Raw genomic sequence first — 24,959 nt, 5'->3', positions numbered from 1 at the left:
GCTCAGCTGTGGCCCGGAAGCCCGATCCGGCGGGCGGTGGCGACCATCGCCTCGCGCAGCGCCTCGGCGGGGAAGGGAAGGATGCGGTAGGTGATCTCGGCATCCGCGATGCGCTTGCCCGCGCTTTCGATCCGCGCTTCCGCCACCGCGTAGCCGGACCCGTCATGGGTGCGGCGGGCATGGACCAGCAGGGGCGCGCCGGGGCCGACGAAGCCGCGGAACTTCGCCTCGTTCACCTTGGACAGGAAGGGCATGCGGGCCAGCCCCTCGATCGACAGCAGCAGCCAGCCGCCGGCCTGGGCCATCGTCTCCACCAGCAGCACGCCGGGCACGATGGGGTGGCCGGGGAAATGCCCCTCGAAGACCGGGCTGGCCTCGGGCACGCGGCTTTCCACCGTGATGCTCTCGCCCTCGAGCGTCACGACGCGATCGACCATCTGGAAGTATTCGAGCCGCATGGCGGCGGGTCCGGCGGCCGTCAGGCCTTCTTCGCCGCGACCAGCTCCTCGATCCGCTGGGCGAGGTTGCCCATGACGAAATACTGCTCCGCCGGCGCGGTGCCGGCATTCACTTCCTGCGTCCAGGCCTCCACCGGGACCTTGATGCCGAAGGCCTTGTCGATGGCGAAGACGATGTCGAGGAAGTCGAGGCTGTCGATGCCGAGGTCGTTGATCACATGCGCCTCGGGCCGGATGGAATCGCGCGCGACCTCGCTGTTCTCGGCGATGATGTCGGCGATGCGGTCGAAGACCGGGGAGGTCATGGGGCGGGCTCCGGGCGGAGGGGGCGTTTCCGGGCGGTTTGGCCCGATCCGGCCGGCTTGTCCAGCGCCGGGCCCGGCCGGCGGCTGCGGCGGGGCGCTGCGCCCTTGCCTTGCAGCCCAGCTTCCGCTAGGGCTCCGCCCCGCGTCGGCACCCCTGGAGGCCGGCGTTTTCATTTTGAAGGAGCCTGGCAATGGTCCAGACGGTTCGGATCGAAGCCGTGGCGCGCGCGAATGCAGGTAAGGGGGCGGCGCGTGCGACCCGGCGGCAGGGGCTGGTCCCCGGCGTGGTGTACGGCGCGAAGCAGGAGGCCACGCTGGTGGCGCTCGACCCGCGCGACGTCATGAAGGAACTGGTGAAGGGCGGCTGGCAGTCGCACCTCTACGAGGTGGCGGTGAAGGACGGCCCGACGGAGCGCACGATCATGCGCGACGTGCAGTTCGACCCGGTGACGGACCGCCCGATCCATGTCGACTTCCAGCGAGTCGCGCCGGGCGCGCGCATTCGCGTCCGCGTCCCCGTGACCTTCCTGCACGAGGACACCTCCCCCGGGATCAAGGCCGGCGGCGTGCTGAACGTCGTCCGCCGCGAGGTCGAGGTGATGGCCGAGACCGACCGCGTGCCCGAGAAGTTCGAGATCGACCTGGCCGAGGCCAAGATCGGCGACGGCCTGCGCTGGTCCGCGATCAAGGACAATTTCGGCGCCCGCCCGGTGATCGCCGGCCGCGACTTCATGGTGGCCTCGATCGCCGCGCCGACCACGGATGCGGATGCGGCCCCCGCCGCCGCCGCCCCGGCGCCCGAGCCCGCCAAGGGCAAGGGCAAGGCCGCCCCGGCCAAGGGTGGCGCGGCGCCCGCCGCCGCCAAGCCGGCCGCGCCCGCCAAGAAGAAGTAGCCTTCTTCCCTCCCTATCCCCTCCCCGCCCCGCGGGGAGGGGGCGTCACCGACCGCGCCTTGCCCCGGCGCAGGGAGCCCCGCCCATGCTGCTCTGGGTCGGCCTCGGCAATCCGGGGCAGGAACATGCGCGGCAGCGCCACAACATCGGCTTCATGGCGGTGGACGCCGTCGCGCGGCGGCACGGCTTCACCCCCTGGCGCAAGCGCTTCAAGGGCGAGGTCGCGGAAGGCATGGTCGGCGGCGTGAAGGTGCTGGCCCTGAAGCCGATGACCTACATGAACGGGTCGGGCGACGCGGTGCAGCAGGCGGCCGGCTTCCACAAGATACGGCCCGCGGACATCTGGGCCTTCCATGACGAGCTCGACCTCGCCCCCGGCAAGGTCCGCGTGAAGCGGGGCGGCGGCACCGCCGGCCACAACGGCCTGCGCGACATGCAGCGCGCGCTCGCGACCCCCGATTTCGGCCGGGTGCGGCTCGGCATCGGCCATCCCGGCCACAAGGACCGCGTCACCGGCCATGTGCTCGGCAACTTCGCCAAGGTGGAAACCTGGGTGGAGCCGCTGCTCGACGCGGTGGCGGATGCCGCCCCGCTGTTGGCGGCCGGCAAGGCCGAGGAGTTCATGACCCGCGTCGCGCTTCTCACGCAGGAGGCCTGAGCCGATGGAGACCCCCGAGAGCGAGCTGGCCGCGGAGTTCGGCGGCAACCTGGCCACCCCTGGCCCCGAGGATTTCGCCAACGGCGCCGCCGCGCTCGCCGCCGGGCTGGTGCGAGAGGCGCAGGCGCTGTCGGCCAGCGCCGCCGCGCTGCGTGCCACCGCCATGGGCACCCCGCCCGGCGTCGCGGGCGGCGAGGCGCTGGGCGACGTGCGCCGCGCCCGCACCGTGCTGGCCGCCGCCGGGGAAGCCGCGTTGCGCGCCGCGCTGGCCATCGACGCCTCGATCCTGCTGGCCGACGACCGGCCGGCCGCGGCGCATGCGCGCAAGATCGCCGAGGCCGCGCGGCGCGTCGGCCTGCCCGCCACGACGCTGGCGCCGCTGCTGCGCGCCGCGGCACTCGACTTCCGCACCGACGACGCGGCGGCGCGCATCGCCGCCTCCACGCTCGCAGCCGATCTCTGCGCGCTGCTGAACCAGGACAACTGAGATGGGCTTCAATTGCGGCATCGTCGGCCTGCCCAACGTGGGCAAGTCGACGCTGTTCAACGCGCTGACGCAGACGGCTGCGGCGCAGGCGGCGAACTACCCCTTCTGCACGATCGAGCCGAATGTCGGCCGCGTCGCCGTGCCCGACCCCCGGCTCGGCATCCTGGCCCGGATCGGCAAGAGCCAGAAGATCGTCCCCACCAGCCTGGAATTCGTGGACATCGCCGGCCTGGTGCGCGGCGCTTCCAAGGGCGAGGGGCTGGGCAACCAGTTCCTGGCCAACATCCGCGAGGTGGACGCCATCTGCCACGTCCTGCGCTGCTTCGAGGACGGCGACGTCACCCATGTGGAGGGCAGCGTCGACCCGGTGCGGGACGCCGAGACGGTCGAGACGGAGCTGATGCTCGCCGATCTCGACAGCCTCGAGAAGCGTGCGCAGGGCCTGGTGAAGCGCGCCCGCGGCGGCGACAAGGAGGCGGTCGCGCAGATGGCGCTGATCGAGCCGCTGAAGGCCGCGCTCGAAGCCGGGCGCCCCGCCCGCACCGCCGTCCCGAAGGGCGAGGAGGAGGCGGCCAGGCGGCTCCAGCTGATGACCACGAAGCCGGTCCTCTATGTCTGCAACGTCGAGGAGGGATCGGCCGCCACCGGCAACGCGCACAGCGCGCGGGTGTTCGAGATGGCGCGGGCGCAGGGGGCGAAGGCGGTGATCGTCTCCGCCGCCATCGAGGCCGAGATCAGCCAGATGCCGGAAGCCGACCGGGCGGAGTTCCTCGGCTCCCTCGGGCTCGAGGACAGCGGGCTCGACCGCATCATCCGTGCGGGACACGACCTGCTGGGCCTGATCACCTACTTCACCGTGGGCCCTAAGGAGACGCGGGCCTGGACCATCGCACGCGGCACCAAGGCGCCTGGCGCCGCGGGCGTGATCCATGGCGACTTCGAACGCGGCTTCATCGCGGCCGAGACCATCGCCTATGACGACTACGTCGCCCTCGGCGGCGAAGGCGGCGCGAAGGAAGCGGGGAAGATGCGGGTCGAGGGGAAGGAATACGTGGTCAAGGACGGCGACGTCCTGCTGTTCCGCTTCAACGTGTAGGGGGCGGCTTCCGCTCCGCCCTATTCCGCCGTCGCGCCCACCGCCTGGATCACCCCCCGCCACCGTTCGCTCTCCTCCGCCATGAAGCGGGCGAAGTCCGCCCGGCCCATGCGGCGGGGGAGGGAGCCGCCGGCGATGATGCGGCCCCGCAGCTCCGGCTCCTCGATCACCGCCAGCAACTCCGCCTCCAGCCGCGCCAGGATCGGCTCCGGCACGCCCGCGGGGGTGCAGAGGCCGAACCAGCCGGTGGAGGTGATCTCCACCCCCTGTTCGCGCATCGTCGGCAGGTCGGGGAAGGCGGGGACGCGTTCGGTGCCGCTGACGGCGACCGGGCGCATCCGTCCGGCCTGCGCCATCTGCGCCACCGCGGAGATGGACTGGAACAGCAGGTCGATCCGGCCCTCGATCAGGTCCGTGTTCATCTGCCCGCTGTTCGTATAGGGCAGGTGCTGCATCGGCACCCCGGTGATGACCTGGAACTGGCTGCCCGCCAGGTGCTGCGACGACCCCGCGCCGACCGACCCGAAATTCATCGGCCGCCCCTGCGCCCGCGCCCAGGCGATGAACTCCGGCAGGGTGCGCGCCGGCACGGCGGGCGGGATGACGACGATGTTCGGGACCAGCGCGATCATCCCCACCGCCGCGAAGTCGCGGTCGGGGTCGAAGGGCAAGGACCGGTACAGCCACTTGTTCGCGGCATTCGCCGCGATGGAGGCGAGCCCCACCGTGTAGCCGTCCGGCGCCGCGCGGGCCACCGCGGCCATGCCGATATTGGTCCCGGCGCCGGGGCGGTTGTCCACCACCACCGGCTGGCCGAGCCTGGCCTGCATCCGGTCCGCCACCAGGCGGGACAGCACGTCGCCCGCCCCGCCCGCCGGGCCGGGGTTGATCCAGCGCACCGGCCGGTTCGGCCAGTCCCCGGTCTGGGCGGTGGCGGGGCGCGCCAGGCCCGCGGCGGCCAGGCCGAGAAGCGCCGCGCGGCGCGGCACGGGGGCGAAGGGCATGGCGGGTCTTCTCCTGGACCTTCCGACACTGGGTCGCCCCCCGCGGAGGCGCAAGCCTTCATGGAATGGATTTCCGCCGTCGCGATCTGGCGCCTGCCGCTGCCTGTGGCACGCTGCGCGCCCTGCATGCGGTGTCGAGGGAGACCGGGGATGGGCGACGTTCTGGGCTGGCGCTGCAAGTTCGGGGTGATGGGACCCTCCACCAACACGGTGGTGCAGCCGGATTTCGACGCCATGCGCCCGGCGGGCGTCACCAACCACTACAGCCGCATCTTCACGCCGAATGCCGACGCCATCTCGAACGAGACCTTCCTGGCCGGGGCGCGGGTGATCGGCGGCAACACGCTGGATGCGGTGCGCAGCGTGATGACCTGCCGGCCCGACCATCTCGTGATGGGCATGTCGGCCGTGACCTTCTTCGACGGCGCGAAGGGCGCCGACCGCTTCGTGAAGGAGGTGGAGGAGCTGTCCGGCCTGCGCATCAGCGTCGGCAGCCATGCCTGCACGGCCGCCTTGAACGCCCATGGCGGGGTGCGGCGGATCGCGGTGCTGTCGCCCTACTGGCCGGCGATGAACGAACAGGTGGCGCTGTATTTCGGCGACATGGGCTTCAGCGTGGTGCGCGACATCGCGCTGCGCTGCCGGTCCTGGACCGGCATCGCGGAGGTGACGCCGAAGCAGTGCGTGGCCGCGATCAAGGAACTGGACGGCGACGACGTGGACGCCATCGTCCAGGTCGGCACCAACCTGTCGATGGTGAAGGTCGCCGCGATGGCGGAGATGTGGCTCGGCAAGCCCGTCATCGCCATCAACGTCGCGACCTACTGGCACGCGCTGCGCGCGCGGGGGATCACCGACAAGGTCGAGGGCTGCGGGACGCTGCTGGAGAGGTTCTGACCCGCCGCCTCACCTCGCCTTCGCCGCCCGCCCCAGCCCCGCCATCGCCACCGCGGCGAGGAGGAGGCTCGCGATCCACCAGGGCTGCCAGACGCCGAAGCTGAGCTGCCCCGTCACCGCCCCCGCCACCGCCGCGCCCAGCGCCGCGGCCGGCACCGGCGTGGCGCCGGCGGCCAGCAGCACGGCGGCGGCCAGCGCCGCGGCCAGCACCGCGCCCACCGCGCCGAGTTCGAGCCAGACCTGAAGCGCCGCGTTGTGGGTGTGCAGCGGCAGGCGCTTCGCGCTCGGCGCCGCGAACCAGTGGCGCGCCTCGGGCGAGGTCAGGCCGAAGCGGGCCAGCGTCGCGGCGTCGAAGGTCTCGTCCCCGCCCGGGATCGACCGGCTGGCCTCCATTCCCCAGCCGATCGCCGGGCGTTCGGCGATCCGGTCCTCGACGAAGTCCCAGATCAGCACGCGATGCGCGGCCGATCTGGGGATGCCCTCCAGCGCCGGTGCGCGGGCCAGCAGGGCGGCGAAGGCCAGCGGCGCGAGGAGGAAGGCGGCCGCCAGCGCCGCCGCCGCGCCCATCGCCACGGCGCGCCGCGCCGCCAGCGCCGCCGTGGCGGCGCCGAGCCCGAGCACCGCCGCGATCTTCGCGGAATCGCCCGGCAGCCACAGCGCCACCGCCAGCCCCGCCGCCGCCACCGCCAGCCGCAGCGCCATCGGCACGCGATGCGCGGCCAGCGCCAGCGGCAGCAGCAGCGCCAGCAGCGACACCGCCGGCTTCAGCCCGAAGCCGATCACCGGGTTGGGTGGCGGCAGGCCCCGCACGGCGCGGCGCAGCAGGTTGTCCGTCGCGTGGTCGAAGCCCAGCAGCAGAATCCCGGCCGCCAGCCCCGCGACCAGCGCCGGACCCATGCGGCGCAGATGCGCCGGGTCATCCGCCGCCACCGCCCGCCCCGCCATGGCGCCGAGCAGCAGCAGCGCGGCCAGCGCGCCCGTTGTCTCCGCCGCGCGTGCCGGCTCGATCGACCAGGCGGCCGAGGCCAGCGCCCAGCCCAGCAGCGCCGCGGCCAGCGCCAGCATCGGCGTCGGGCGCGGCCAGGGAAGCGCGCGGTGGATGCGCCAATGCGCGACGACGGACAGCAGGAAGGCCACCGTGACCGCCGGCGCCATGGTGCGGAACTGCAGCACCGCGATGGCCGGCGCGGTTGCCAGCAGCACGGTGACGGGCAGGCTCGGCGCGCGGTGCCAGGGGGTGCTAGCGGCGGCCGCCATGCTTCTCCGGCTCCAGCTTCGCCTTCAGGTAGGACAGCAGCGGGAAGGCGCCGGTGCAGAGCGCCAGCAGCACGCCCCAGCCGCCTTCCCGGTAGCCCCGCCGCGCGACGTAGCTCTTGAACGCGCGGGAGGCGAAGCGGCGCAGGTTGCCCGCCAGCGTGCCGATCTCGCCCGCCGCGATCAGGTCCGCCGCCCTGGCCGAGGAATACTTGTCGAGTCGTCGGAGCATGTCGGAGATGTCGCGGTCCACCAGGTGGACCAGCGCCCCCTCCTCGATGCGCGGTCCCTCGCGGCCGGTCCAGTCGAGGCCCGGATGCACGCGCTGCGCCCGCCACCGCTTGGCGCCGCGGCGGGACAGGCGGGGGACGGAGGTGGTGCCGAAGCTGCCCGCCCAGCCGTGGCGGACCAGCCTGTCCCCCACATAGTTGTCCACCCGGACCTGGTGCCAGGCGAAGGGGCTGTCCGCGACTGTGCGGCGGATCGCGGCGGCGAGGGCGGGCTCCACGCGTTCGTCGGCGTCGACTTCCAGGACCCAGTCGCCGGTGCAGGCGGCGAGGCCGGCGTTGCGGCGTTCGCCCTCCAGCTCCCAGCCGCCCTCGATCACGCGCGCGCCGTGGCGGCGGGCGATGTCGGCGGAAGCGTCGGTGGTGCGGTCCAGCACGACCACGACCTCGTCGGCGAAGGCGAGGGAGGCGAGGCAGTCGGGCAGGCGGTCCTGCTCGTTGCGGGCGACGACGAGGGCGGAGAGGCGGGGGGAGGGCTGGGTCATGCGGTCGCAGGGGAGCGCCGCCCCCCTGCACCCCCCGCCAGGAGGCTTAGCCTCCTGGACCTCGATCCGTTGATCGCCGAAGGCGGAGGGGGCTTCAGGCCCCCTCCGCCTTCGGCGATGAAGACGCATGGGTCCCAAGGGGCCACTGCCCCTTGGCGGGTGGGGTGCGGGGAGGGCGGCGCCCTCCCCGTGGCCGCAAGCCCCGCCCTCACGCCGTCCTGTCGCCCCCGCCGCCCGCCAGCGCCGCCTGCGCCGCCGCCAGCCGCGCGATCGGCACCCGGTAGGGCGAGCAGGACACGTAATCCAGCCCGACCCGGCCGCAGAAATGGATCGAGGCCGGGTCCCCGCCATGCTCCCCGCAGATGCCGAGCTTGAGGTCGTTCCTGACCCGCCGCCCCTTCTCGGCCGCGATCTCCACCAGCGCGCCCACGCCCTCGATGTCGATCGACACGAAGGGGTCCTTCGGCAGAATGCCCTTCTCCGTGTAGAAGGGCAGGAACTTGCCGGCATCGTCGCGCGACAGGCCGAAGGCGGTCTGCGTCAGGTCGTTGGTGCCGAAGCTGAAGAAGTCCGCGCTTTCGGCGATGGCGTCGGCGATCAGCGCGGCGCGCGGCAGCTCGATCATCGTGCCGACCTGGTAGGTGACGTGGTAGCCGCTCTCGGCGAAGACCTCCTGCGCCACGCGGTCCACCATCGCGCGCATGATCTCGAGCTCGCGCTTCGCCATCACCAGCGGGATCATGATCTCCGGCACCGGCGCCTTGCGCGTCTCCTTCCCGATGGCCACCGCCGCCTCGAAGATGGCGCGGGCCTGCATCTCGTAGATCTCGGGATAGGTGATGCCGAGCCTGACGCCGCGATGGCCGAGCATCGGATTCGCCTCCGACAGGTCGGAGACGCGGCGCGTCATCGTCGCGACATCGGCGCCGAGGCTCGCCGCCACCTCCTCGATCTCGCTGTCCTTGTGGGGCAGGAATTCGTGCAGCGGCGGGTCGAGCAGGCGGATCGTCACCGGCAGCCCCGCCATGATGCGGAACAGGTCGATGAAGTCCTGCCGCTGGAAGGGCAGCAGCCGCGCCAGCGCGTCGCGCCGCCCGCCTTCCGTCTCCGACATGATCATCTGGCGCACCGCGCCGATGCGCTCGGGGTCGAAGAACATGTGCTCGGTGCGGCAGAGCCCGATGCCCTCGGCGCCGAACTTCCGCGCCGTCTCGGCGTCGAGCGGTGTCTCGGCATTGGCGCGGACCTTCATCTTCCGCACGCCGTCGGCCCATTCCATCAGGGTCGCGAAGTCGCCCGACAGCTGCGGCTCGATCATCGCCACCGTGCCGGCGAAGACCTCGCCCGTCGCGCCGTCGAGCGTGATGGTCTCGCCCGCCCGCACCAGCCGCCCGCCGGCGGACAGCGCCTGGGCCGCGTAGTCCACGGTGATGGAGCCCGCGCCCGCCACGCAGGGCCGGCCCATGCCGCGCGCGACCACCGCCGCGTGGCTGGTCATGCCGCCGCGGGTGGTCAGGATGCCGCGGGCGGCGTGCATCCCGTGGATGTCCTCGGGGCTGGTCTCGATGCGGACCAGGATCACCGCCTCGCCCTTCGCGGCGCGGGCCTCGGCCTCGTCGGCGGAGAACACCACCACGCCGCAGGCCGCGCCGGGGCTGGCCGGCAGGCCCTTGGCCAGCGCCTTGCGCGGCGCCTTCGGGTCCAGCGTCGGGTGCAGCAGCTGGTCGAGCGCCTTGGGGTCGACGCGCTTCACCGCCTCCGACTGGTCAATCAGGCCTTCGCGCGCCATGTCCACCGCGATCTTCAGGCTGGCGGCCGCGGTGCGCTTCCCGTTGCGCGTCTGCAGCATGTAGAGCCTGTTCTGCTGCACCGTGAACTCGATGTCCTGCATGTCGCGGTAGTGCCGCTCCAGCGTCTCGCGCACCCTCACCAGTTCCTGGTACGCGGCGGGCATCGCCGCTTCCATGCTGCGCTCGCCCGGCTTGGCGCGGGCTTCCGACATGGGCTGCGGCGTGCGGATGCCGGCGACGACATCCTCGCCCTGCGCGTTGATCAGGTATTCGCCGTAGAAGATGTTCTCGCCGGTCGAAGGGTCGCGCGTGAAGCAGACGCCGGTCGCGCAGTCGTCGCCCATGTTGCCGAAGACCATCGCCTGCACGTTGACCGCCGTGCCCCAGTCCGCCGGGATGTCGTGCAGCCGGCGATAGGTGTTGGCGCGGGCGTTCATCCAGCTGCCGAACACCGCCCCGATCGCGGCCCAGAGCTGGGCGTGCGGGTCCTGCGGGAAGGGCCGGCCGGTCACCTCCTCCACCATGTCCTTGTAGCCCGCGACCACGCGGTGCCAGTCCTGCGAGGTGAGCTGCGTGTCCTCCTCCACCCCGCGGTCGAGCTTCACATGCTCGATGATCTCCTCGAAGCGGTGGTGGTCGACGCCGAGCACGACGGAGCCGAACATCTGGATGAAGCGGCGGTAGCTGTCCCAGGCGAAGCGCGCATCGCCCGACGCGGCGGCGAGCCCGTCCACCGTCGCGTCGTTGAGGCCGAGGTTGAGGACGGTGTCCATCATCCCCGGCATCGAGACCCGCGCGCCGGACCGGACGGAGACGAGCAGCGGCCTGTGGGTGTCGCCGAACTTCGTGCCGACCGCCGCCTCGATCCGCGCCAGCGCCTCGGCCACCTGCGCGCGGAGCTCGGCGGGGTAGGACTTGCCGTGGGCGTAGTACCAGGTGCAGACCTCGGTCGTCACCGTGAAGCCGGGGGGCACGGGAAGGCCGATGCTGGCCATCTCGGCCAGGTTGGCGCCCTTGCCGCCGAGGAGGTTCCGCATGTCCGCGCGGCCCTCGTTGTGGCCGGCACCGAAGCTGTAGACCCATTTGGTCATCGGACGGCGAGCTCCTGCAAAAGGCGAGGCGTTCCGCTGCGGCCTGCCGCAGACCCGCCCCTCACGGCAAGCGCCGTGCCGGGACGGATGTTGCATCGCAGCGAATCAACCCTCGATACGAGAGAAGTCTGCGACCGCATCCATGGCGGTGCGCAGGCGCGCAAGCAAGCGTAGACGGTTGCGCCGGAGTTCCGGTGCGGGATCGTTCACGGTCACGCGGTCGAAGAAGGCGTCCACCGGGGCGCGCAGCGCGGCGAGCGCCGACATGGCGGCCCCGTGGTCCTCCCGCGCGAGCGCGGCCGCCGCGGCAGGTTCCGCCGTACCGAGCGCGGCGGCCAGCGCCACTTCCTCGGTCGCCGCCAGCAGCGCGGGATCGACGGCGCCGGCATGGGGGCCGTCCTTCTTCTCCTCGATGCGGAGGATGTTCTGGGCGCGCTTGTAGGCCGCGAGCAGGTTGGTGCCGGTCTCGGATTCGACCAGCGCCTTCAGCGCATCGGCCCGCGCCAGCAGGCGCAGCAGGTCGTCCCCGCCCCCCGCGCCGAAGGCGGCCGAGACCACGTCATGCCGCGCGCCCTCGGCGCGGAGCTGGACGCGCAGACGCTCGGCGAGGAAGTCCACCAGCCCCGCCGCGAAGGCCGCGACCATCGGCGGATGCGCGCCGCCCCGCGGCGCCTGCCAGCCGGTCTTCATCACGTCCTGCGCCACGGCCATGCCGAATTCCGGCTCCGGCGTGACGCCGACGGCCTGCGGGAAGCCGAAGAAGGCCTCGGCAAAGGCATCGGAAAGGCGCAGCCGCAGCCGGTTCTCCCGGACGATGCGGATGACGCCCAGCGCCGCGCGGCGCAGCGCGAAGGGGTCGCCGCTGCCGGTCGGGCGTTCGTCCACCGCGAAGAACCCCGCCAGCGTGTCGATCTTGTCCGCCAGCGCCACCGCGATGCCCACCGGCTCCGCCGGCACCGCATCGCCGGGGCCGAGCGGCTTGTACTGCGTGCCGATGGCGTCGGCGACGCGCGGATCCTCCCCGCCATGGCGCGCGTAGTAGCGGCCCATCACGCCTTGCAGCTCGGGGAACTCCCCCACCATGCCGGAGGCGAGGTCGGCCTTGGCCAGCCGCGCCGCGCGCGCCGCCAGGTCCGGATCGGCGCCGACCTGCGGCGCGATCCAGCGCGCCAGCCGTTCCAGCCGCGCGACCCGCTGGCCCTGCGTGCCGAGCTTCGCGTGGAACACCACGCCGTCCAGCTTCGGCAGGAAGTCCTCCAGCGCCTGGCGGCGGTCGGCGTCCCAGAAGAAGCGCGCATCCGACAGGCGGGCGCGCAGCACGCGCTCGTTCCCCGCCACCAGCGTCGCGCCGCCGTCGGTCGCGGCGATGTTGGCGACCACGCCGAAATACGGTGCCGCCGAGCCATCGGGCGTCACCAGCGCGAAATAGCGCTGGTTCACGCGCATCGTGGTCCGCATCACCTCGGGCGGCAGGTCCATGAAGGCGTCGTCGATGCGGCCGAGCAGCGGGACCGGCCATTCCACCAGCCCCGCCACCTCCTCCAGCAGCCCGCGGTCGGGCACGATGGAAACCCCCTTCGCGGCGGCCAGCTCGGCCAGCCCGTCCTCGATCGCCTTCGCCCGCTCCGCCGCGTCGAGGATGACTCGGCGCTGCCGCAGCCCGGCCTCGTGCTCCGCGGCGCTCCGCACCGCGAAGGCGCCGGGCGCCATGATGCGGTGGCCCTCGGTCTCGTTGCCGCTGAGGAGGCCCGGCAGATCCTCGATGGCGAAGGGCACCACCTCCCCGTCGAGGATGGCCAGGATGCGGTGCAGCGGGCGGACCCAGGTGAAGGGCCCGTTCCAGCGCATCGACTTCGGCCAGCCGAAGCCGCGGACCAGGCCGGGCAGGGTGCGCGCCAGCAGGTCCCGCGCCGCGATCGTCTCGCCCGGCTTGCGCAGCACCCAGAAGCCGCCCTGCTCCTCCAGCCGGTCCCGCGTCGCGCCATGCTTGCGGAGGAAGCCTTCCAGCGCCGCCGGCGGCGCGGAGCTGCGCGGCCCGCGTTCCTCCTTCCCCTCCGTCGTCACGCCCGCGCGCAACGTCGCGACCAGGCCGATGCGCCGCGGCCCGTGGAAGCCGCGCGGCGCGCCTTCCAGCACGGGCGCCGCGGCGGCGGCGAAGGCGCGGCAGAGGTCGTCCGCGCCGCGCGCCTGCATGCGCGCCGGGATCTCTTCCGAGAAGAGTTCGAGCAGGAATTCGGGCATGCCCTAGAGAGCTTTCTTCACGTCGGTCTGGGCTGGGGGGTGGCGCCGGGGCAAGCTCACCGCTCCCCCGCCACCCAGGCCTCGCAGCAGCGCTTCGCCAGCGCGCGCACCCGGCCGATATAGGCCTGGCGTTCCGCCACGCTGATGGCGCCGCGGGCGTCGAGCAGGTTGAAGCGGTGGCTCGCCTTGATGCACTGGTCGTAGGCGGGCAGGGCCAGCGGCGGGTCGTGGTCCAGCAGCGACGCGCATTCGGCTTCCGCATCCGCGAAGTGGCGGAACAGCATCGCGGTGTCGGCGGCGGTGAAGTTGTGGTGGCTGTATTCCACCTCGGCGCGGCGGAAGACCTCGCCGTATTTCACGCCGCGGCCGTTGAAGTCGAGTTCGTAGACGTCGTCCACGTCCTGGATGAACATGGCCAGCCGTTCCAGGCCGTAGGTCATCTCGAAGCTCGGCACCTCGCAGGGGATGCCGCCGACCTGCTGGAAATAGGTGAACTGGCCGACCTCCATCCCGTCGCACCAGACCTCCCACCCCAGGCCCCAGGCGCCGAGCGTCGGGCTCTCCCAGTCATCCTCCACGAAGCGGAAGTCGTGGCGCATGGGATCGAGGCCGAGGTCGCGGTAGGAGGCGATCAGCAGGTCCTGCGCGTCGCGCGGCGACGGCTTCATGATGACCTGGTACTGGTAGTAGTGCTGCAGCCGGTTCGGATTCTCGCCGTACCGACCATCCGCCGGCCGGCGGGAAGGCTGGACATAGGCCGCCGCCCAGGGCTTGGGGCCGAGCGCGCGCAGCGTCGTCGCCGGGTGGAAGGTGCCGGCGCCCACCTCCATGTCGTAGGGCTGCAGGATGAGGCAGCCCTGCGCGCTCCAGAAGCGGTGGAGGCGCAGGATGATCTCCTGGAAGGAGGGCGGCGTCTGGGACATTGCGGGCGCGGGTCTTGCCGGGTGAGGTGTCGCGCCCCAATACCCCCCGTGCGGGGAGGCCGGCAAGCAACCCCGCCCCGACCGGAGACCCCCATGACCCCGACCGAGCGCCTGATCCGCGACTACTACGCCGCCTTCGATGCCGGCGACCGCGCGGCGATGTGCGCCCTGCTGGCCGAGGACGTGGCCCATGACGTGAACCAGGGCCCGCGCCGCCGGGGGCTGCCGGCGTTCCGCGCCTTCCTCGCGCAGATGGACGCCGCCTATGCCGAGCGGATCGAGGACCTGGCGGTGATGGTGGACGGCGCGGGCGGCCGCGCGGCGGCGGAATTCACCGTCTCCGGCCGCTACCTCCGCACCGATCCCGGCCTGCCGGAGGCGCGCGGCCAGGCCTACCGCCTGCCCGCCGGCGCCTTCTTCGAGGTGCGGGACGGCCGCATCGCGCGCATCACCACCTACTACAACCTGCAGGACTGGATCGCGCAGGTCTCGGCATGATACGCCCGGCTGGATTGGCCGATCCATGCGGCCGGTGCAGCCGGCCGAGCGCCCGGATGGGCGCCGCCGCAACTGCGGCGAAGCCAAGGGCCGCGGATGCGGCCCGCCCGGCATTTGAGGGCACGAAAATGCATGCGCCCGGTCATCGAAGATGATTGGGCGCATGAGGGAGGGACGGATGGACCGGGCGACGTTCGAGGCCGGGCTGGAGGCCGATGGCTTCGCCGAGGCGCTGACGCGCCGGATGGAGGCGGGCGCGACCGCGCCCGACCACGCCCACCCCTTCGACGCCAGGCTGTTCGTGCTGGAGGGGGAATTCATCCTCGACCAGGGCGGCACCACCCGCCGCTACGGCCCGGGCGAGGCCTTCGAGGTGCCGGCCGGGGTGCCGCATGCCGAAAGCTTCGGCCCGGCCGGCGCGACCTACCTCGTCGGGCGCCGGGCGAAGCCGTAGCGCCTACAGCCCCAGCCTGCCCCAGGCGGCGCGCTCCTCCAGCGCCGCCACCGCGCCTTCGGCCACCGCCTGCGCCGCGATCCCCGGCAACAGCCGCAGCGGCCAGGGCGGGCGGCGCTGGCCGACGGTGACGAGCTTCGCTTCCTCCCCGAAGCGGGCCTTCACCTCGGACGAGACCTCCCCGACCCGGTCGGCGAGGCCGAGCTCCACGGCGCGCTGGCCGGTCCAGAAGCGGCCGCTGAACAGGTCCGCCTCCTCCGCCTTCAGCCTGCCGCCGCGGCGGGCACGGACCCAGTCCTTGAAGACATCGTGCAGTTCGTCGAGCAGGCCGCGCAGCCGCGCCACATCCTCCGCCCGTTCCGGTCGGAAGGGGTCGAGGAAGCTCTTCTCCGTCCCCGCCGTGTGCAGCCGCCGCTCCACGCCGAGCTTCGCCGCCGCCTCCTCCAGCCCGAAGCCGGCGCTGATCACGCCGATCGAGCCGACGACGGAGGCGCGGTCCACCACGATCTCGTCCGCCGCGCAGGCCAGCCAGTAGCCCCCCGATGCCGCGGCGTCCTCGACGCAGGCGATCACCGGCACCCCCTTCGCCTCGGCCAGCCGCCGGATGCGCTGCGCCACCAGGCTGGACTGCACCGGCGACCCGCCGGGGGAGTTGATGGCCAGCACCACGCCGGCCAGGCGCTTGATGGAAAAGGCGCGCTCGATCAGCGGGGCCATGCCGGCGGCGCTGATGCCGGAGGGGGAGAAGCCGCCGCCGCGCGCGGCGATGACGCCCGACAGGCGCAGCAGCGCCACCCGGGGGGAGCGGTCGAGGAAGGGGAGTTTCATCGCCCCCATAGATGCGCCCGCCCCGCCGCGCGGCAAGCACGGGGCTTGCGCGCGCGCCGTATCCGGCCATTCTCGCCCCGCACCGGAGAAGATTGCCGCATGGACCAGGCGCGTCGCGTCCTCATAGCCGGCGCCGGCCCCGCGGGGCTGGTGGCCGCCGCCGCCCTCGCCGCCGAGGGCATCCCCGTGACGGTGGTGGAGCAGGCGCGCGACCTGCCCGACGACCTCCGCGCCTCCACCTTCCACCCGCCGACGCTCGACATGCTCGCCCGCTTCCCCGGCGTGGTGGAGGCGCTGGTCGCGCAGGGGCTGATCTGCCCGACCTGGCAGTTCCGCGACCGCAGGGACGGCGTGATCGCCACCTTCGAGATGGCGCGCCTCGCGGACGACACCGCCCACCCGTATCGCCTGCAATGCGAGCAGTGGCGGCTGACGCGGATGCTGCGCGACATCCTGGCAGCCAACCCCGACGTCGCCTTCCTCTACGACGCGCGCGCCAGCGGCGTGGAGCAGGACGCGGACGGCGTGACACTGACGGTGGAACGCCCGGATGGCGCGGCGGAGCGGCTGCGCGGCGCCTGGCTGGTCGGCGCCGACGGGGCGCGCAGCGCGGTGCGGCGGGCGCTCGGCATCGGCTTCGAGGGGATGACGATCCCCGAGACCTACCTGACGCTGTCCACCACCTTCCGCTTCGAGGAGGCGATCCCGGACCTCGCGAACATCGCCTACATTTCGGACCCCGAGGAGTGGTACGTGCTGCTGCAGACCGCGGGGCTGTGGCGCGTGCTGCTGCCCACCGCGCCGGAGGAGGCGGCGGAGGAGGCGCGGATGCTCGACCCCGCGCGGATCGAGCAGCGGATGCAGGCGGTCTGGCCGAACCCGGCGGGCTACGAGATCCGCCACCGCACCGCCTACCGGGTGCATGAGAGGGTGGCGGACAGCTACGGCCGCGGCCGCGTCTTCCTGGCAGGCGATGCCGCGCACATCAACAACCCGCTGGGCGGCATGGGGATGAATGGCGGCGTGCACGATGCCTTCAACCTGGCCGGCAAGCTGGCGCAGGTGTGGCGCGGCGCCGACCCCGCCCTGCTGGGGCGCTACGAGCGGCAGCGGCGCAAGGTGGCGCTGGATGTCGTGCAGGCGCAGGCGCTGCGGAACCGCCAGGTCCTGAACCAGCGCGACCCCGCCGTGCGCCGCGCCTTCCATGACGAGCTGCGCGCGACGGTGGCCGACCCGGCGCGGCACCGCGCCTACCTGCTGCGGAGCTCGATGATCCAGTCGCTCCGGGACCTGGAGGAAGTGGCGTAGGGCCGCGGCGCCGCAGGCCGCCCTTGCCACCCCGCGCGACAGCGCGTAGGCGCGGAAGGCAAGGCGGCGGAGCCGCCGCCCGCCGCGTGAGGGCAGGAATCATGTCAGGTCATCCGGAAGCCGACATCTACCACCGGCAGGGCATGGGCCAGCACGCCGGGATGGGCGCGCGGCCGGCGCTGGTCATCGTGGATTTCGTGGTGGGCTTCGCCGACCCGGCGCATTTCGGCGGCGGCAACATCGCCCCCGCCATCGCGGAGACGGCGAAGCTGCTGGCCTTCGCCCGCGCCCGCCGCTGGCCGGTGGCGCATACCCGCGTGGTCTATGCCGAGGACGGCGCGGATGCCGGCGTCTTCACGCTGAAGGCCCCGTCGCTGCTGAAGCTGACCGAGACCTCGCCCCTGTCGCAGATCGTGCCGGAACTGGCCCCCGCGCGGGGCGAGCACATCGTCCGCAAGCAGGGGGCGTCCGGCTTCTTCGGCACGGGCCTCGCCGCCTGGCTGACCCAGCAGCGGGCGGACACGGTGGTGGTGGCGGGCTGCACCACCTCGGGCTGCGTGCGCGCGACCGTCGTGGATTCCATGCAGCACAATTTCCGCACGGTGGTCGCCACCGACTGCGTGGGCGACCGCGCGCTGGGCCCGCATGAGGCGAACCTGTTCGACATGGGCCAGAAATACGCCGACCTGATGACCCGCGCCGCGATCGAGGCCGCGGTCAGCGGGTGACCACCCCCGGGGCCGGGGCATCACGCCAGCCCGGCGCCAGCACCCAGATGCCGTCGAAGCGCGCCAGCAGGTCGCGCGCGGGGTCCATCCCCTGCCGCGCGGCGGCCAGCGTCGCCTCGTCGCCGAGGGCGTAGAGCGTTCCGGGCTCGTGCCGCCCGGTGGTCAGGCGGTCCAGGACCTCGGCATTCAGCGCCGCGATCCGCGCGGGGTCGAGCCGGGCGAGATAGACCGCATCGGTCGGCAGGCCATGGGTGGCAGCGAAGACCGCGACCTCCTCCCAGTGCCGCGCCTGCATCCCCGTGGGCGCCAGGCGCAACCGGCTGTAGCGCGCGGCGGCCTCGGCCCAGAAGGGGTCCTGAAGGCGCAGCGGCGCCACCGCGGCGCCCGGGGCGTAGGGGCGTTCCTGGAAGGCGAAGCCGCCCCGCAGGTCCGCGGCCTGCACCACCGCCAGCACCGCCAGCACCACCCCCGCGCGGGCCGGCCCGAAGCCGCGGATCATCGCGAAGACCGCCGCGGCCAACGCCGTGTAGGTCAGCGGCCAGAGGAAACGCTCGCTCGCGCGCAGCGCATCGGCGACGGCCTGCGCGCCCGCCGGCAGGGCGAACAGCTCCACCACATGCCCGCCGACCGAGACGCGGTGCGTCACCGCCAGCGCCCACATCCCCAGCACCGCCGCCAGCAGCGGCCAGCGCGCCCGCAGCCAGGGGACGGGCCGGCGCGCATGGGCGACGAGGCCCAGCGCCAGCACGAGCATGACCCCGAGGCCGAGATAGGAATCGCCGACCTCGAGGTGGTCCGGCCCCGGCAGGTCCGGCAGGACCATGCCCCAGCCGCCCGGGTCGAAGGGCGCCAGCAGGTCCAGCTGCATGTGTCCGTAGCCGCCCCAGGTGCCCCCGAAGCCGCCGCGCAGCGCGAAGAAGCCGCCGAGCCAGAGTCCGAGCACCCCCGCCCCCGGCGCCAGCGGCAGTTCCGCCGCCAGCCAGGGCGTGCGCCGCCCGGGCGCGACGGCCCGCGCCAGCCAGTCGGCCGCCCAGAAGCCGGCGACCATCGGCAGCAGGTAGGAATGGATCAGCGAGGCCGCGAGGATCAGCCCCGCCCATTGCAGCAGGCGCCACTGCGCCGCCGCCCGGGTCAGGCACAGGTGCAGCGCCGCCAGCAGCAGGAAATGCGCCCCCAGCGCGAAATGCCAGCCGAGCCGCGCGAGCATGATCGGCGACAGCACGAACAGCGCGGCACCCGCGACGCGCGGCAGCGGATGCGCGGTGGCCAGCCCGATCAGCCGCCAGGCCAGCACGCCCTGCAGCATCGCGCAGGCGAAGTTCCACATGCCCCAGTACTGCGCCACCTCCACCACCGGCCGCAGCGCCTTGAAGGCGAAGGCCAGCAGCGGGATGGAGTCGGAGTAGAAGACCGAGGACGACAGCTCGAGCCCGTAGTCGGGGTTCAGCCCCGGTGGCCAGGCCCAGGGGCTGCGCGCGAAATAGGTCCAGCCGAGCCAGTACTGGACCGGATCGGGGCCGAGCGTGCCGGTCAGCATCCAGCCCGTGTGCGACGGCGGCAGGATGTGGGTTCCGAACATGACGGCCATCGCGGCGAAGCCGATCGCCGCCGCGGCGGCCACCCCCGCCAGGTTCCAGGCCCTTCGCATCGTCCCCTGCGCCCCCTGGCCATCCGCCGGCTGCCCCAGGGCGGGCGCGCCGGGGGCACGGCGTGCCGTCACCCCGCCCGTCACGGCCGGGCGCGGTCCCGCCGGCAGGAAGGCCCGGCAGGGTGGCGGAATTGCGGTCGCCCCGGAATTGCGCCACCCGTCATCGCCGATGGCTCGCGGGCGTCAGACCACCTGGTTCCTCAGCGCCGCCTCGCCGCGGCGAAGGCGCGCCAGGTTCTCCTCCATCAGGTCCAGCACGTTGTCCTCGTAGCTGCGCGTCTCGCCGCCGGTATGCGGCGTGACGAGGACGTTGGGCATCGTCCAGAGCGGGCTCGATTCCGGCAGCGGCTCCTCCGCCGTGACGTCGAGCGCGGCCTGCCCGACCTGGCCCGATCGCAGCGCCGCGACCAGCGCCGCCTCGTCGCAGACCCGCCCGCGCGCCACGTTCACCAGCGCCGCGCCAGGCTTCATGGCGGCGAAGGCGCGCGCATCCATAAGGCCGCGCGTCTCCTCGGTCAGCGCGCAGCACAGCGCGACGTAATCCGCGCGGGGAAGCTGCGCGTGCAGCGCATCCATCCCGTGGATCTCGTCCGCACCCTCCGCGCCGTTGGCGGGGTCGCGCCGCAGGCCGACGACATTCATCCCGAAGGCCTTGGCCAGCCGCGCGAGCCGCCCGCCGATGCGGCCGATGCCGACGACCAGCAGCGTCTTCCCGCCCAACTCGTCCTCGCGCCGCCCGAGGTCGCCGATCATGCCGCGCCAGTGGCGCTTCGCCTGGTTGTCGCGCGCCTCCGGGATCTTGCGGGCCAGCGCCAGGATCAGCGCGATGGCGTGTTCGCTGACCGCGTTCGCGTTGGCCCCCTGCGCGGAGGCGAGGCGGATGCCCGCGCCCGCCAGCACCGCGCGGTCATACTGGTCGACGCCGGCGCTGATGGACTGGATGAAGCGCAGCCGCGGCGCCTTCGCCGCCAGGTGGTTGCGCCAGAAGCCGGAGACGAGCAGCACGTCGGCCTCCCCGATGCGGGCCTCCAGCTCCTCCATGCTCCGCACCTCGATGGCGGGCAGGCTGCCGCCGCGGGCCGCGTAGCGTTCGGCGAAGCGGTAGGCGACATGGGCGAAGAGAAGGGTGGGGCGGTCCGGCAGCATCTGGCTCTCCTGGTCGGGGGGCGACCAAAGCGCCGCGCGCGCCGCCGCGCAAGCTACCCCCGCGCGTGGAGCAGCCGCGCGAGGCGGTCGAATTCCGCGATGGAGAGCGTCTCGGCGCGGCGGTCGCCGGCGATCCCCGCCGCCTCCAGCAGCGCCTCGGCGCCGCCGAGGCCCTTCAGCGACCCGCGCAGCATCTTCCGGCGCTGCCCGAAGGCGGCGGCGGTCAGGCGTTCCATGGCGGCGAACAGCCCGGGGCCGGGGTCCTCGGGGTGCGGCACCAACCCCACCACGGCCGAGAAGACCTTGGGCGGGGGGGAGAAGGCGCCGGGCGGCAGGCGCATCAGGAACTGCGCGCGGCAGCGCCACTGCGCCAGCACGCCGAGCCGCCCGTAATGCTCGGTGTCGGGGGCGGCGCAGATGCGCTCCGCCACCTCCTGCTGGAACATCAGCGTCATGCCCTCCAGCGCGGCGGCGCCGCGCAGCCAGCGCACCAGCAGGGGCGTGCCGACATTGTAGGGCAGATTGGCGACGATGCGGCGCGGCGCGGGCAGCGCCTCGGCCGGGTCGATCGTCATCGCATCCGCCTCCCGCAGCTCCAGCCGCCCGGGATGCAGCGCGACGAGTTCGGCCAGGGCCGCGATGGCGCGGCGGTCCAGCTCCACCGCCAGCACGCGGGCTGCCGGCGTCGCGAGCAGCGCGCGGGTCAGCCCGCCCGGCCCCGGCCCGACCTCCAGCACATGCCGCCCCGCGAGGTCGCCGGCGAGCGCCGCGATGCGGGCGCAGAGCGCCTCGTCGAGCAGGAAATGCTGGCCGAGCGACTTGCGGGCATCGAGCCCGTGGCGCGCGACCGTCTCCCGCAGGGAGGGGAGCGCAGCCGCGCCCCCTTCCGCTGGGGCGGGGTCCGGTGGGGGCGTGGCCAGCGCGGGCTAGCTCCGCATCTCGATCTGCGCGCGGCGGCGCAGTTCGCGCTGCGCCTGGCGGGACAGCAACTCGGCGCGGTCGCGCACCAGCTGCTGGCGCGCGGCGTCGGGCGTGATCTCGGCCTCGTTCCGGCGCTCGCGCGAGCAGACCATGATGACCGCCACGCCGTCGGGCGCGACGATGGGCTGGGTGGCGCGGCCGGGCGGGACGGAGGCGAGCATGGCGCGCAGCTGCGGTGGCTGCACGCCTTCCAGGCGCAGCGGCCCGGGGTCCACGGGGCGGTCGCTGCCGGCGCTGCGGGACGCGGCCTCCATCGCCTCGCAGCTGCGGGCGCTGCCGGCCAGGCCGCGGGCGCGTTCCACGGCGGCGATCTGCTGCTGGGTCGGCGCCTCGGGGTTCAGCGGCGCGGTGAAGGGGAAGAAGACCTGGCGGATGGTCAGTATCGTCGCCTCGTCGCGCCCGACCTCGCGCCGCTGGCGCAGCGCCACGATCTGGAAGCCGCCGGGGACGCGGATGGCGCTGCTGACGGCGCCGGGCGGCATCTGGGTGACGATGCGCGCCACCTCGGGGTCGAGCGCCTCCGGCCCCACCCAGCCGAGGTCGCCGCCCTGGAGCGCGGTCTGCGCCTGGCTGAACTGCGTCGCAGCGACCGGGAAGGGCACGCCCTGGCGGAGCTGGCCCACCACGTCGTCCACGAAGCGGCGGACCTCCGCCTCCTCGCCCGGCTCGTCCACCGGGATGAAGATCTCGGACACCAGGTATTCCGGCTGGCCGGTGCGGGCGCGTTGGGTGGCGATGAAGTCGGCGATCTCGGCCTCGGTCGGGTTGGCCTGGGGGCCGAGCAGGGCGCGGATCAGGCGTGACCAGCCGATCTGCACGCGCAGCTGGTCGTACAGCACCCGCGGCTCCACCCCCGCGCGGCGAAGCTGCGCCACCAGCCCGCCCGCGGGCAGGTTGTTGCGCCGCTCCAGCTCGGTGACGATGCCGGCGATGTCCTCATCCGTCACGGCGACGCGGCGGCGCTGGATCTCCTGCATGCGCAGGCGCTCATCCACCAGCAGGCGGGTGACCTGGGGGGTGAGGCGGTCCAGCACCTGCGGCGACTGCGGCAGCCCGGCATTGAGGGCGAAGAGCCTGCGGCGCCCCTCGATGTCGGCGCGGGTGACGATGTCGCCGTTCACCACCGCGACGATGCGGTTGGCCTCCTGCGCCGCCGCGGGGGGCGGGGCCAGGGCGGAACCGGCGGCGAGGCTGGCGCTGAGCAGCAGCGCGCGGGCGAGGATGCGCATGGCGCTTTCCTAGGCGGGACCGGGCCCGCGGGGAAGGGGGAAGCCGGGGCGCGCCGGCACGGGGCGGCGCCGGCGGTGGTGGGGCACGGGAAATCCCCTACAGCGCGCGGATGCCGAAATCGCCCACCGTCTTCAGCGTGACCCGGAACAGCAGCAGCGTGCCGGAGGCGTATTCCTGCCGCGTCGCCGGGTCCTCCGCCCAGCGGCGGACGAAGCGCGTCTCGAAGATGAGGCACTCGTCCTCGTAGGCGGCGACGGCCTGCGCCGCCACCGGGCGGTCCAGCGCCAGGTCGTAGCGGCCGAACAGGCCGACCCGCCAGTTCTGCGTCAGGTTGAAGGAGGTCCCGGCCGACACCTCGTCGCGCTTGGTGTAGCCGGAACCCGGCAGCGGGTCGCCGCGCAGGTAGCCGGCATTCAGCGCGAAGCGGCCGGCGAAGACGGTGCCCGTCAGGTCCCACAGCCGCGGCTCCTGCGTGTCGCCGTCCAGCCGGGCGCGGCCGGCCAGCTCGAACCAGGGCACGGGCGCCAGCCGCAGCCGGCCCACCCAGTCCGATTCCCGCCGGTCCAGGCCCGAGCCGGTGGGGAAGGTGCGGTCGTCATCGGCGCGGAAGGACCGCCCGACCAGCCCCTCGATCTGGCCGCCATTGGGGAACAGCCAGGCGCCGCGCAGCGCGGCATCGACCCGCGTGCCCCCTTCCAGCCGGTCGCGGCCGGGGAAGCGGTTCAGCGCGAAGAGGTTGGCGTCCGTGAACTCGAAGTCGAGGCTGTCCTCGTTCGGGATGCGCGTCTGCGCCCCGGTGGAGGGGCCGGTCACCACCTGCAGCCGCGGCTCGACCAGCTGGGTGCCCCAGTCGCCGGCGGGGCGGATCAGCGGCCAGCGCCAGTCGAGCGCGGCGCGGATGTTGCCCTGCCCGAAGCTGCCATCGGCGCCGGAGGGGCCGAAATTCGGCGCCATGTCGAGATCCGTCACCCAGCCGCCCACCAGGTCCGCCTGGCTGCGGAAGGTCCAGACCTCGCCGAAGCGGCCGATCAGCGGCAGCTCGTAGCCGGCGCGGGTGCCGAGGCGGCGGGTGTCGGTGCCGGAGCTCCGCAGGATGTTGAAGGCCTGCGCGTCCACCGTGAAGCGGCCGCCGAAGCGGTCGGGCGGGGCCGCGTATTCGGCGTAGCCCAGCGGCAGGACGAAGGGGATCAGGCCGGAGCTGTCCTCGGCGTAGAGGCCCTGGTACAGGCGGCTGTCGAAGCGGACATAGCCCTCCGTCCCCCAGAACCCCTCGGCATAGGCCTCGCTCGTCAGCACGCGGGGCGACCCGTAGCGGTAGGCGCGCAGGTAATCGCGCGAGGAGGCGCGGTTCAGCGTGAAGCCGGTGCGCCAGATGTCGTCGATCGCGAACTGGCCGCGGGCCAGGATGTGGCCGCCGATGCCGGTGTCCGGCGTGTCCTGGCCGAGATGGCCGACCGACCCTTCGAGCGCGACCTGGCCGCTGTTGAAGCGCCGCCGGTAGGCGAGGCCGAGATTCCCGCCCTGGTTGGAGGAGAGGGTCGGCGTGATCGTCGCGTCCGAATGGTCGTCGATCGCCCAGTAGTACGGGATCTCCGCGAAGCCGCCGAGCAGCCGCGTGATCCCGAAGGAGGGCGACAGGAAGCCCGAGGCCCGCGGCGCATCCGGCGAGGCATGGCTGAGATAGGGCGTATAGAGCAGCGGGATGCCGCCGAACTGCACCGAGGCGTCGCGGTAGCGCACGCGTTGCTCGTCGGAATGCAGGCTGGCGATGCGCGCGCGAAGCTGCCAGAGCGGCGGGCGGGTCGGGTCCTCGGGGCAGAGGTCGCAGGCGGAATAGACGACGCGGGCCAGGTCGGTGACCGTGCCGCCCGTGCGCCGCGCGCCCGCCGCGGCGAGCCGCGCGTTGGAGGTGAGCAGCCCGCGCAGCCCCTCGAGCGCGGCGTCGCGCATCCCGCCCGACAGCTCCGCTCGGTCGGCGAACAGCGCCTGGCCGTCGGGCTCGATCAGCACGACATTGCCCTCGGCGGTCGCGATGCCGGTGGTGCGGTTGTAGGTGAAGCGGTCGGCGCGCAGCACGCGGTCGCCCTGCCAGGCCTCGACCCGGCCGCGGGCGCTGACGGTGTCGCTGTTCTGGTCGAACTCCACCTCCTCCGCGGTGAAGGTCACCGGCTCGTTGGAGGCGGTGCGGCCCGCGCCGAGGCCCGACAGGCCGGTCTGCGCCGCCGGCCCGTGCGGCGCCGGCAGCCCGACCAGCACCAGGATCGCGGCG

The 24,959-nt window shown here is 73.4% G+C and carries 23 protein-coding genes; 9 read left to right on the top strand and 14 right to left on the bottom strand.

Translation table 11 applies throughout. The features are described 5' to 3' along the window. Nucleotides 1-2: 2 nt before the first annotated feature. Together ACK8OX_RS15130 and ACK8OX_RS15125 are read right to left on the bottom strand one after the other, a co-directional pair. On the bottom strand, nucleotides 3-458 hold the full coding sequence (locus ACK8OX_RS15130; protein ID WP_430665007.1) for a 3-hydroxyacyl-ACP dehydratase FabZ family protein: 456 nt from the start codon (nucleotides 456-458) through the stop codon (nucleotides 3-5). Nucleotides 459-478: 20 nt separating this feature from the next. Further along, entirely contained in the window at nucleotides 479-763 is a 285-nt protein-coding gene (locus ACK8OX_RS15125; protein WP_430665006.1) for an acyl carrier protein, read from the bottom strand. A gap of 191 nt (nucleotides 764-954) precedes the next feature. On the opposite strand from ACK8OX_RS15125, the gene ACK8OX_RS15120 reads away from it, so the two are divergent. The 4 genes from ACK8OX_RS15120 to ychF all read left to right on the top strand — a co-directional run bounded on the left by ACK8OX_RS15120 (nucleotide 955) and on the right by ychF (nucleotide 3,897). Beyond that, nucleotides 955-1,656, top strand: a complete 702-nt coding sequence (locus tag ACK8OX_RS15120) for a 50S ribosomal protein L25/general stress protein Ctc (RefSeq protein WP_430665005.1) — start codon at nucleotides 955-957, stop codon at nucleotides 1,654-1,656. 85 nt (nucleotides 1,657-1,741) lie between these two features. After that, entirely contained in the window at nucleotides 1,742-2,314 is a 573-nt protein-coding gene (gene pth / locus ACK8OX_RS15115; RefSeq protein ID WP_430665004.1) for an aminoacyl-tRNA hydrolase, read from the top strand. A 4-nt stretch (nucleotides 2,315-2,318) separates the two neighbouring features. Continuing rightward, a complete protein-coding gene (locus ACK8OX_RS15110) occupies nucleotides 2,319-2,801 on the top strand; it encodes a hypothetical protein (protein ID WP_430665003.1) in 483 nt (160 codons plus the stop codon). A 1-nt stretch (nucleotide 2,802) separates the two neighbouring features. Then, entirely contained in the window at nucleotides 2,803-3,897 is a 1,095-nt protein-coding gene (gene ychF / locus ACK8OX_RS15105; RefSeq protein ID WP_430665002.1) for a redox-regulated ATPase YchF, read from the top strand. Nucleotides 3,898-3,917: 20 nt separating this feature from the next. On the opposite strand, the gene ACK8OX_RS15100 is transcribed toward ychF, so the two are convergent. Further along, nucleotides 3,918-4,901 carry a Bug family tripartite tricarboxylate transporter substrate binding protein gene (locus tag ACK8OX_RS15100; protein ID WP_430665001.1) on the bottom strand — a complete coding sequence of 328 codons (984 nt, stop codon included), beginning with the start codon at nucleotides 4,899-4,901 and terminating at the stop codon, nucleotides 3,918-3,920. A 150-nt stretch (nucleotides 4,902-5,051) separates the two neighbouring features. On the opposite strand from ACK8OX_RS15100, the gene ACK8OX_RS15095 reads away from it, so the two are divergent. Continuing rightward, nucleotides 5,052-5,798: a maleate cis-trans isomerase family protein gene (locus ACK8OX_RS15095; RefSeq protein WP_430665000.1), complete on the top strand. Its 747-nt coding sequence runs from the start codon at nucleotides 5,052-5,054 to the stop codon at nucleotides 5,796-5,798. A gap of 9 nt (nucleotides 5,799-5,807) precedes the next feature. Here the strand turns inward: ACK8OX_RS15095 and ACK8OX_RS15090 are convergent, their stop codons facing one another. From ACK8OX_RS15090 to ACK8OX_RS15070, 5 genes are all read right to left on the bottom strand, one after another. Continuing rightward, entirely contained in the window at nucleotides 5,808-7,055 is a 1,248-nt protein-coding gene (locus ACK8OX_RS15090; protein WP_430664999.1) for an O-antigen ligase family protein, read from the bottom strand. Then, nucleotides 7,039-7,824 (bottom strand): glycosyltransferase family 2 protein, encoded by a 786-nt coding sequence (locus ACK8OX_RS15085; protein ID WP_430664998.1) that lies wholly within the window; start codon nucleotides 7,822-7,824, stop codon nucleotides 7,039-7,041. The genes ACK8OX_RS15090 and ACK8OX_RS15085 overlap by 17 nt, the downstream gene beginning before the upstream one ends. 208 nt (nucleotides 7,825-8,032) lie before the next feature. Further along, nucleotides 8,033-10,705 carry a pyruvate, phosphate dikinase gene (gene ppdK, locus ACK8OX_RS15080; RefSeq protein WP_430664997.1) on the bottom strand — a complete coding sequence of 891 codons (2,673 nt, stop codon included), beginning with the start codon at nucleotides 10,703-10,705 and terminating at the stop codon, nucleotides 8,033-8,035. A 105-nt stretch (nucleotides 10,706-10,810) separates the two neighbouring features. Further along, the gene (gene glyS / locus ACK8OX_RS15075; RefSeq protein WP_430664995.1) at nucleotides 10,811-12,946 is read right to left on the bottom strand and encodes a glycine--tRNA ligase subunit beta; all 2,136 of its coding nucleotides are present in this window, start codon (nucleotides 12,944-12,946) and stop codon (nucleotides 10,811-10,813) included. Nucleotides 12,947-13,002: 56 nt separating this feature from the next. Next, a complete protein-coding gene (locus ACK8OX_RS15070) occupies nucleotides 13,003-13,869 on the bottom strand; it encodes a glycine--tRNA ligase subunit alpha (protein WP_430664994.1) in 867 nt (288 codons plus the stop codon). A 93-nt stretch (nucleotides 13,870-13,962) separates the two neighbouring features. Here ACK8OX_RS15070 and ACK8OX_RS15065 point away from each other — a divergent pair, with 93 nt between their 5' ends. Further along, nucleotides 13,963-14,367: a ketosteroid isomerase-related protein gene (locus ACK8OX_RS15065; RefSeq protein ID WP_430664993.1), complete on the top strand. Its 405-nt coding sequence runs from the start codon at nucleotides 13,963-13,965 to the stop codon at nucleotides 14,365-14,367. 178 nt (nucleotides 14,368-14,545) lie between these two features. Beyond that, a complete protein-coding gene (locus tag ACK8OX_RS15060; protein WP_430664992.1) occupies nucleotides 14,546-14,821 on the top strand; it encodes a cupin domain-containing protein in 276 nt (91 codons plus the stop codon). 3 nt (nucleotides 14,822-14,824) lie between these two features. Here ACK8OX_RS15060 and ACK8OX_RS15055 read toward each other — a convergent pair whose 3' ends face one another. Then, entirely contained in the window at nucleotides 14,825-15,649 is an 825-nt protein-coding gene (locus ACK8OX_RS15055; protein WP_430664991.1) for a S49 family peptidase, read from the bottom strand. 99 nt (nucleotides 15,650-15,748) lie between these two features. On the opposite strand from ACK8OX_RS15055, the gene ACK8OX_RS15050 reads away from it, so the two are divergent. Continuing rightward, on the top strand, nucleotides 15,749-16,957 hold the full coding sequence (locus ACK8OX_RS15050; protein WP_430664990.1) for an FAD-dependent oxidoreductase: 1,209 nt from the start codon (nucleotides 15,749-15,751) through the stop codon (nucleotides 16,955-16,957). 101 nt (nucleotides 16,958-17,058) lie between these two features. Then, a complete protein-coding gene (locus tag ACK8OX_RS15045) occupies nucleotides 17,059-17,685 on the top strand; it encodes an isochorismatase family protein (RefSeq protein ID WP_430664989.1) in 627 nt (208 codons plus the stop codon). Here the strand turns inward: ACK8OX_RS15045 and ACK8OX_RS15040 are convergent. From ACK8OX_RS15040 to ACK8OX_RS15020, 5 genes are all read right to left on the bottom strand, one after another. Continuing rightward, the gene (locus tag ACK8OX_RS15040; RefSeq protein WP_430664988.1) at nucleotides 17,675-19,333 is read right to left on the bottom strand and encodes a DUF6311 domain-containing protein; all 1,659 of its coding nucleotides are present in this window, start codon (nucleotides 19,331-19,333) and stop codon (nucleotides 17,675-17,677) included. The genes ACK8OX_RS15045 and ACK8OX_RS15040 overlap by 11 nt on opposite strands. A 183-nt stretch (nucleotides 19,334-19,516) precedes the next feature. Beyond that, nucleotides 19,517-20,479: a D-2-hydroxyacid dehydrogenase gene (locus tag ACK8OX_RS15035; RefSeq protein ID WP_430664987.1), complete on the bottom strand. Its 963-nt coding sequence runs from the start codon at nucleotides 20,477-20,479 to the stop codon at nucleotides 19,517-19,519. Between the two features lie 53 nt (nucleotides 20,480-20,532). Beyond that, complete coding sequence (gene rsmA, locus ACK8OX_RS15030) at nucleotides 20,533-21,339, bottom strand: 16S rRNA (adenine(1518)-N(6)/adenine(1519)-N(6))-dimethyltransferase RsmA (RefSeq protein WP_430665094.1); 807 nt, start codon at nucleotides 21,337-21,339, stop codon at nucleotides 20,533-20,535. Between the two features lie 66 nt (nucleotides 21,340-21,405). Continuing rightward, nucleotides 21,406-22,689, bottom strand: coding sequence for a peptidylprolyl isomerase (locus ACK8OX_RS15025; RefSeq protein WP_430664986.1), 1,284 nt, complete (start codon nucleotides 22,687-22,689; stop codon nucleotides 21,406-21,408). A gap of 97 nt (nucleotides 22,690-22,786) precedes the next feature. Beyond that, on the bottom strand, nucleotides 22,787-24,959 hold a 2,173-nt coding region (locus ACK8OX_RS15020; protein ID WP_430664985.1), incomplete at its 5' end, for an LPS-assembly protein LptD.

The organism is Falsiroseomonas sp. CW058 (assembly GCF_050563535.1).
GTDB lineage: Bacteria > Pseudomonadota > Alphaproteobacteria > Acetobacterales > Acetobacteraceae > Falsiroseomonas.
This window is presented reverse-complemented; position numbering and strand designations above follow the sequence as displayed.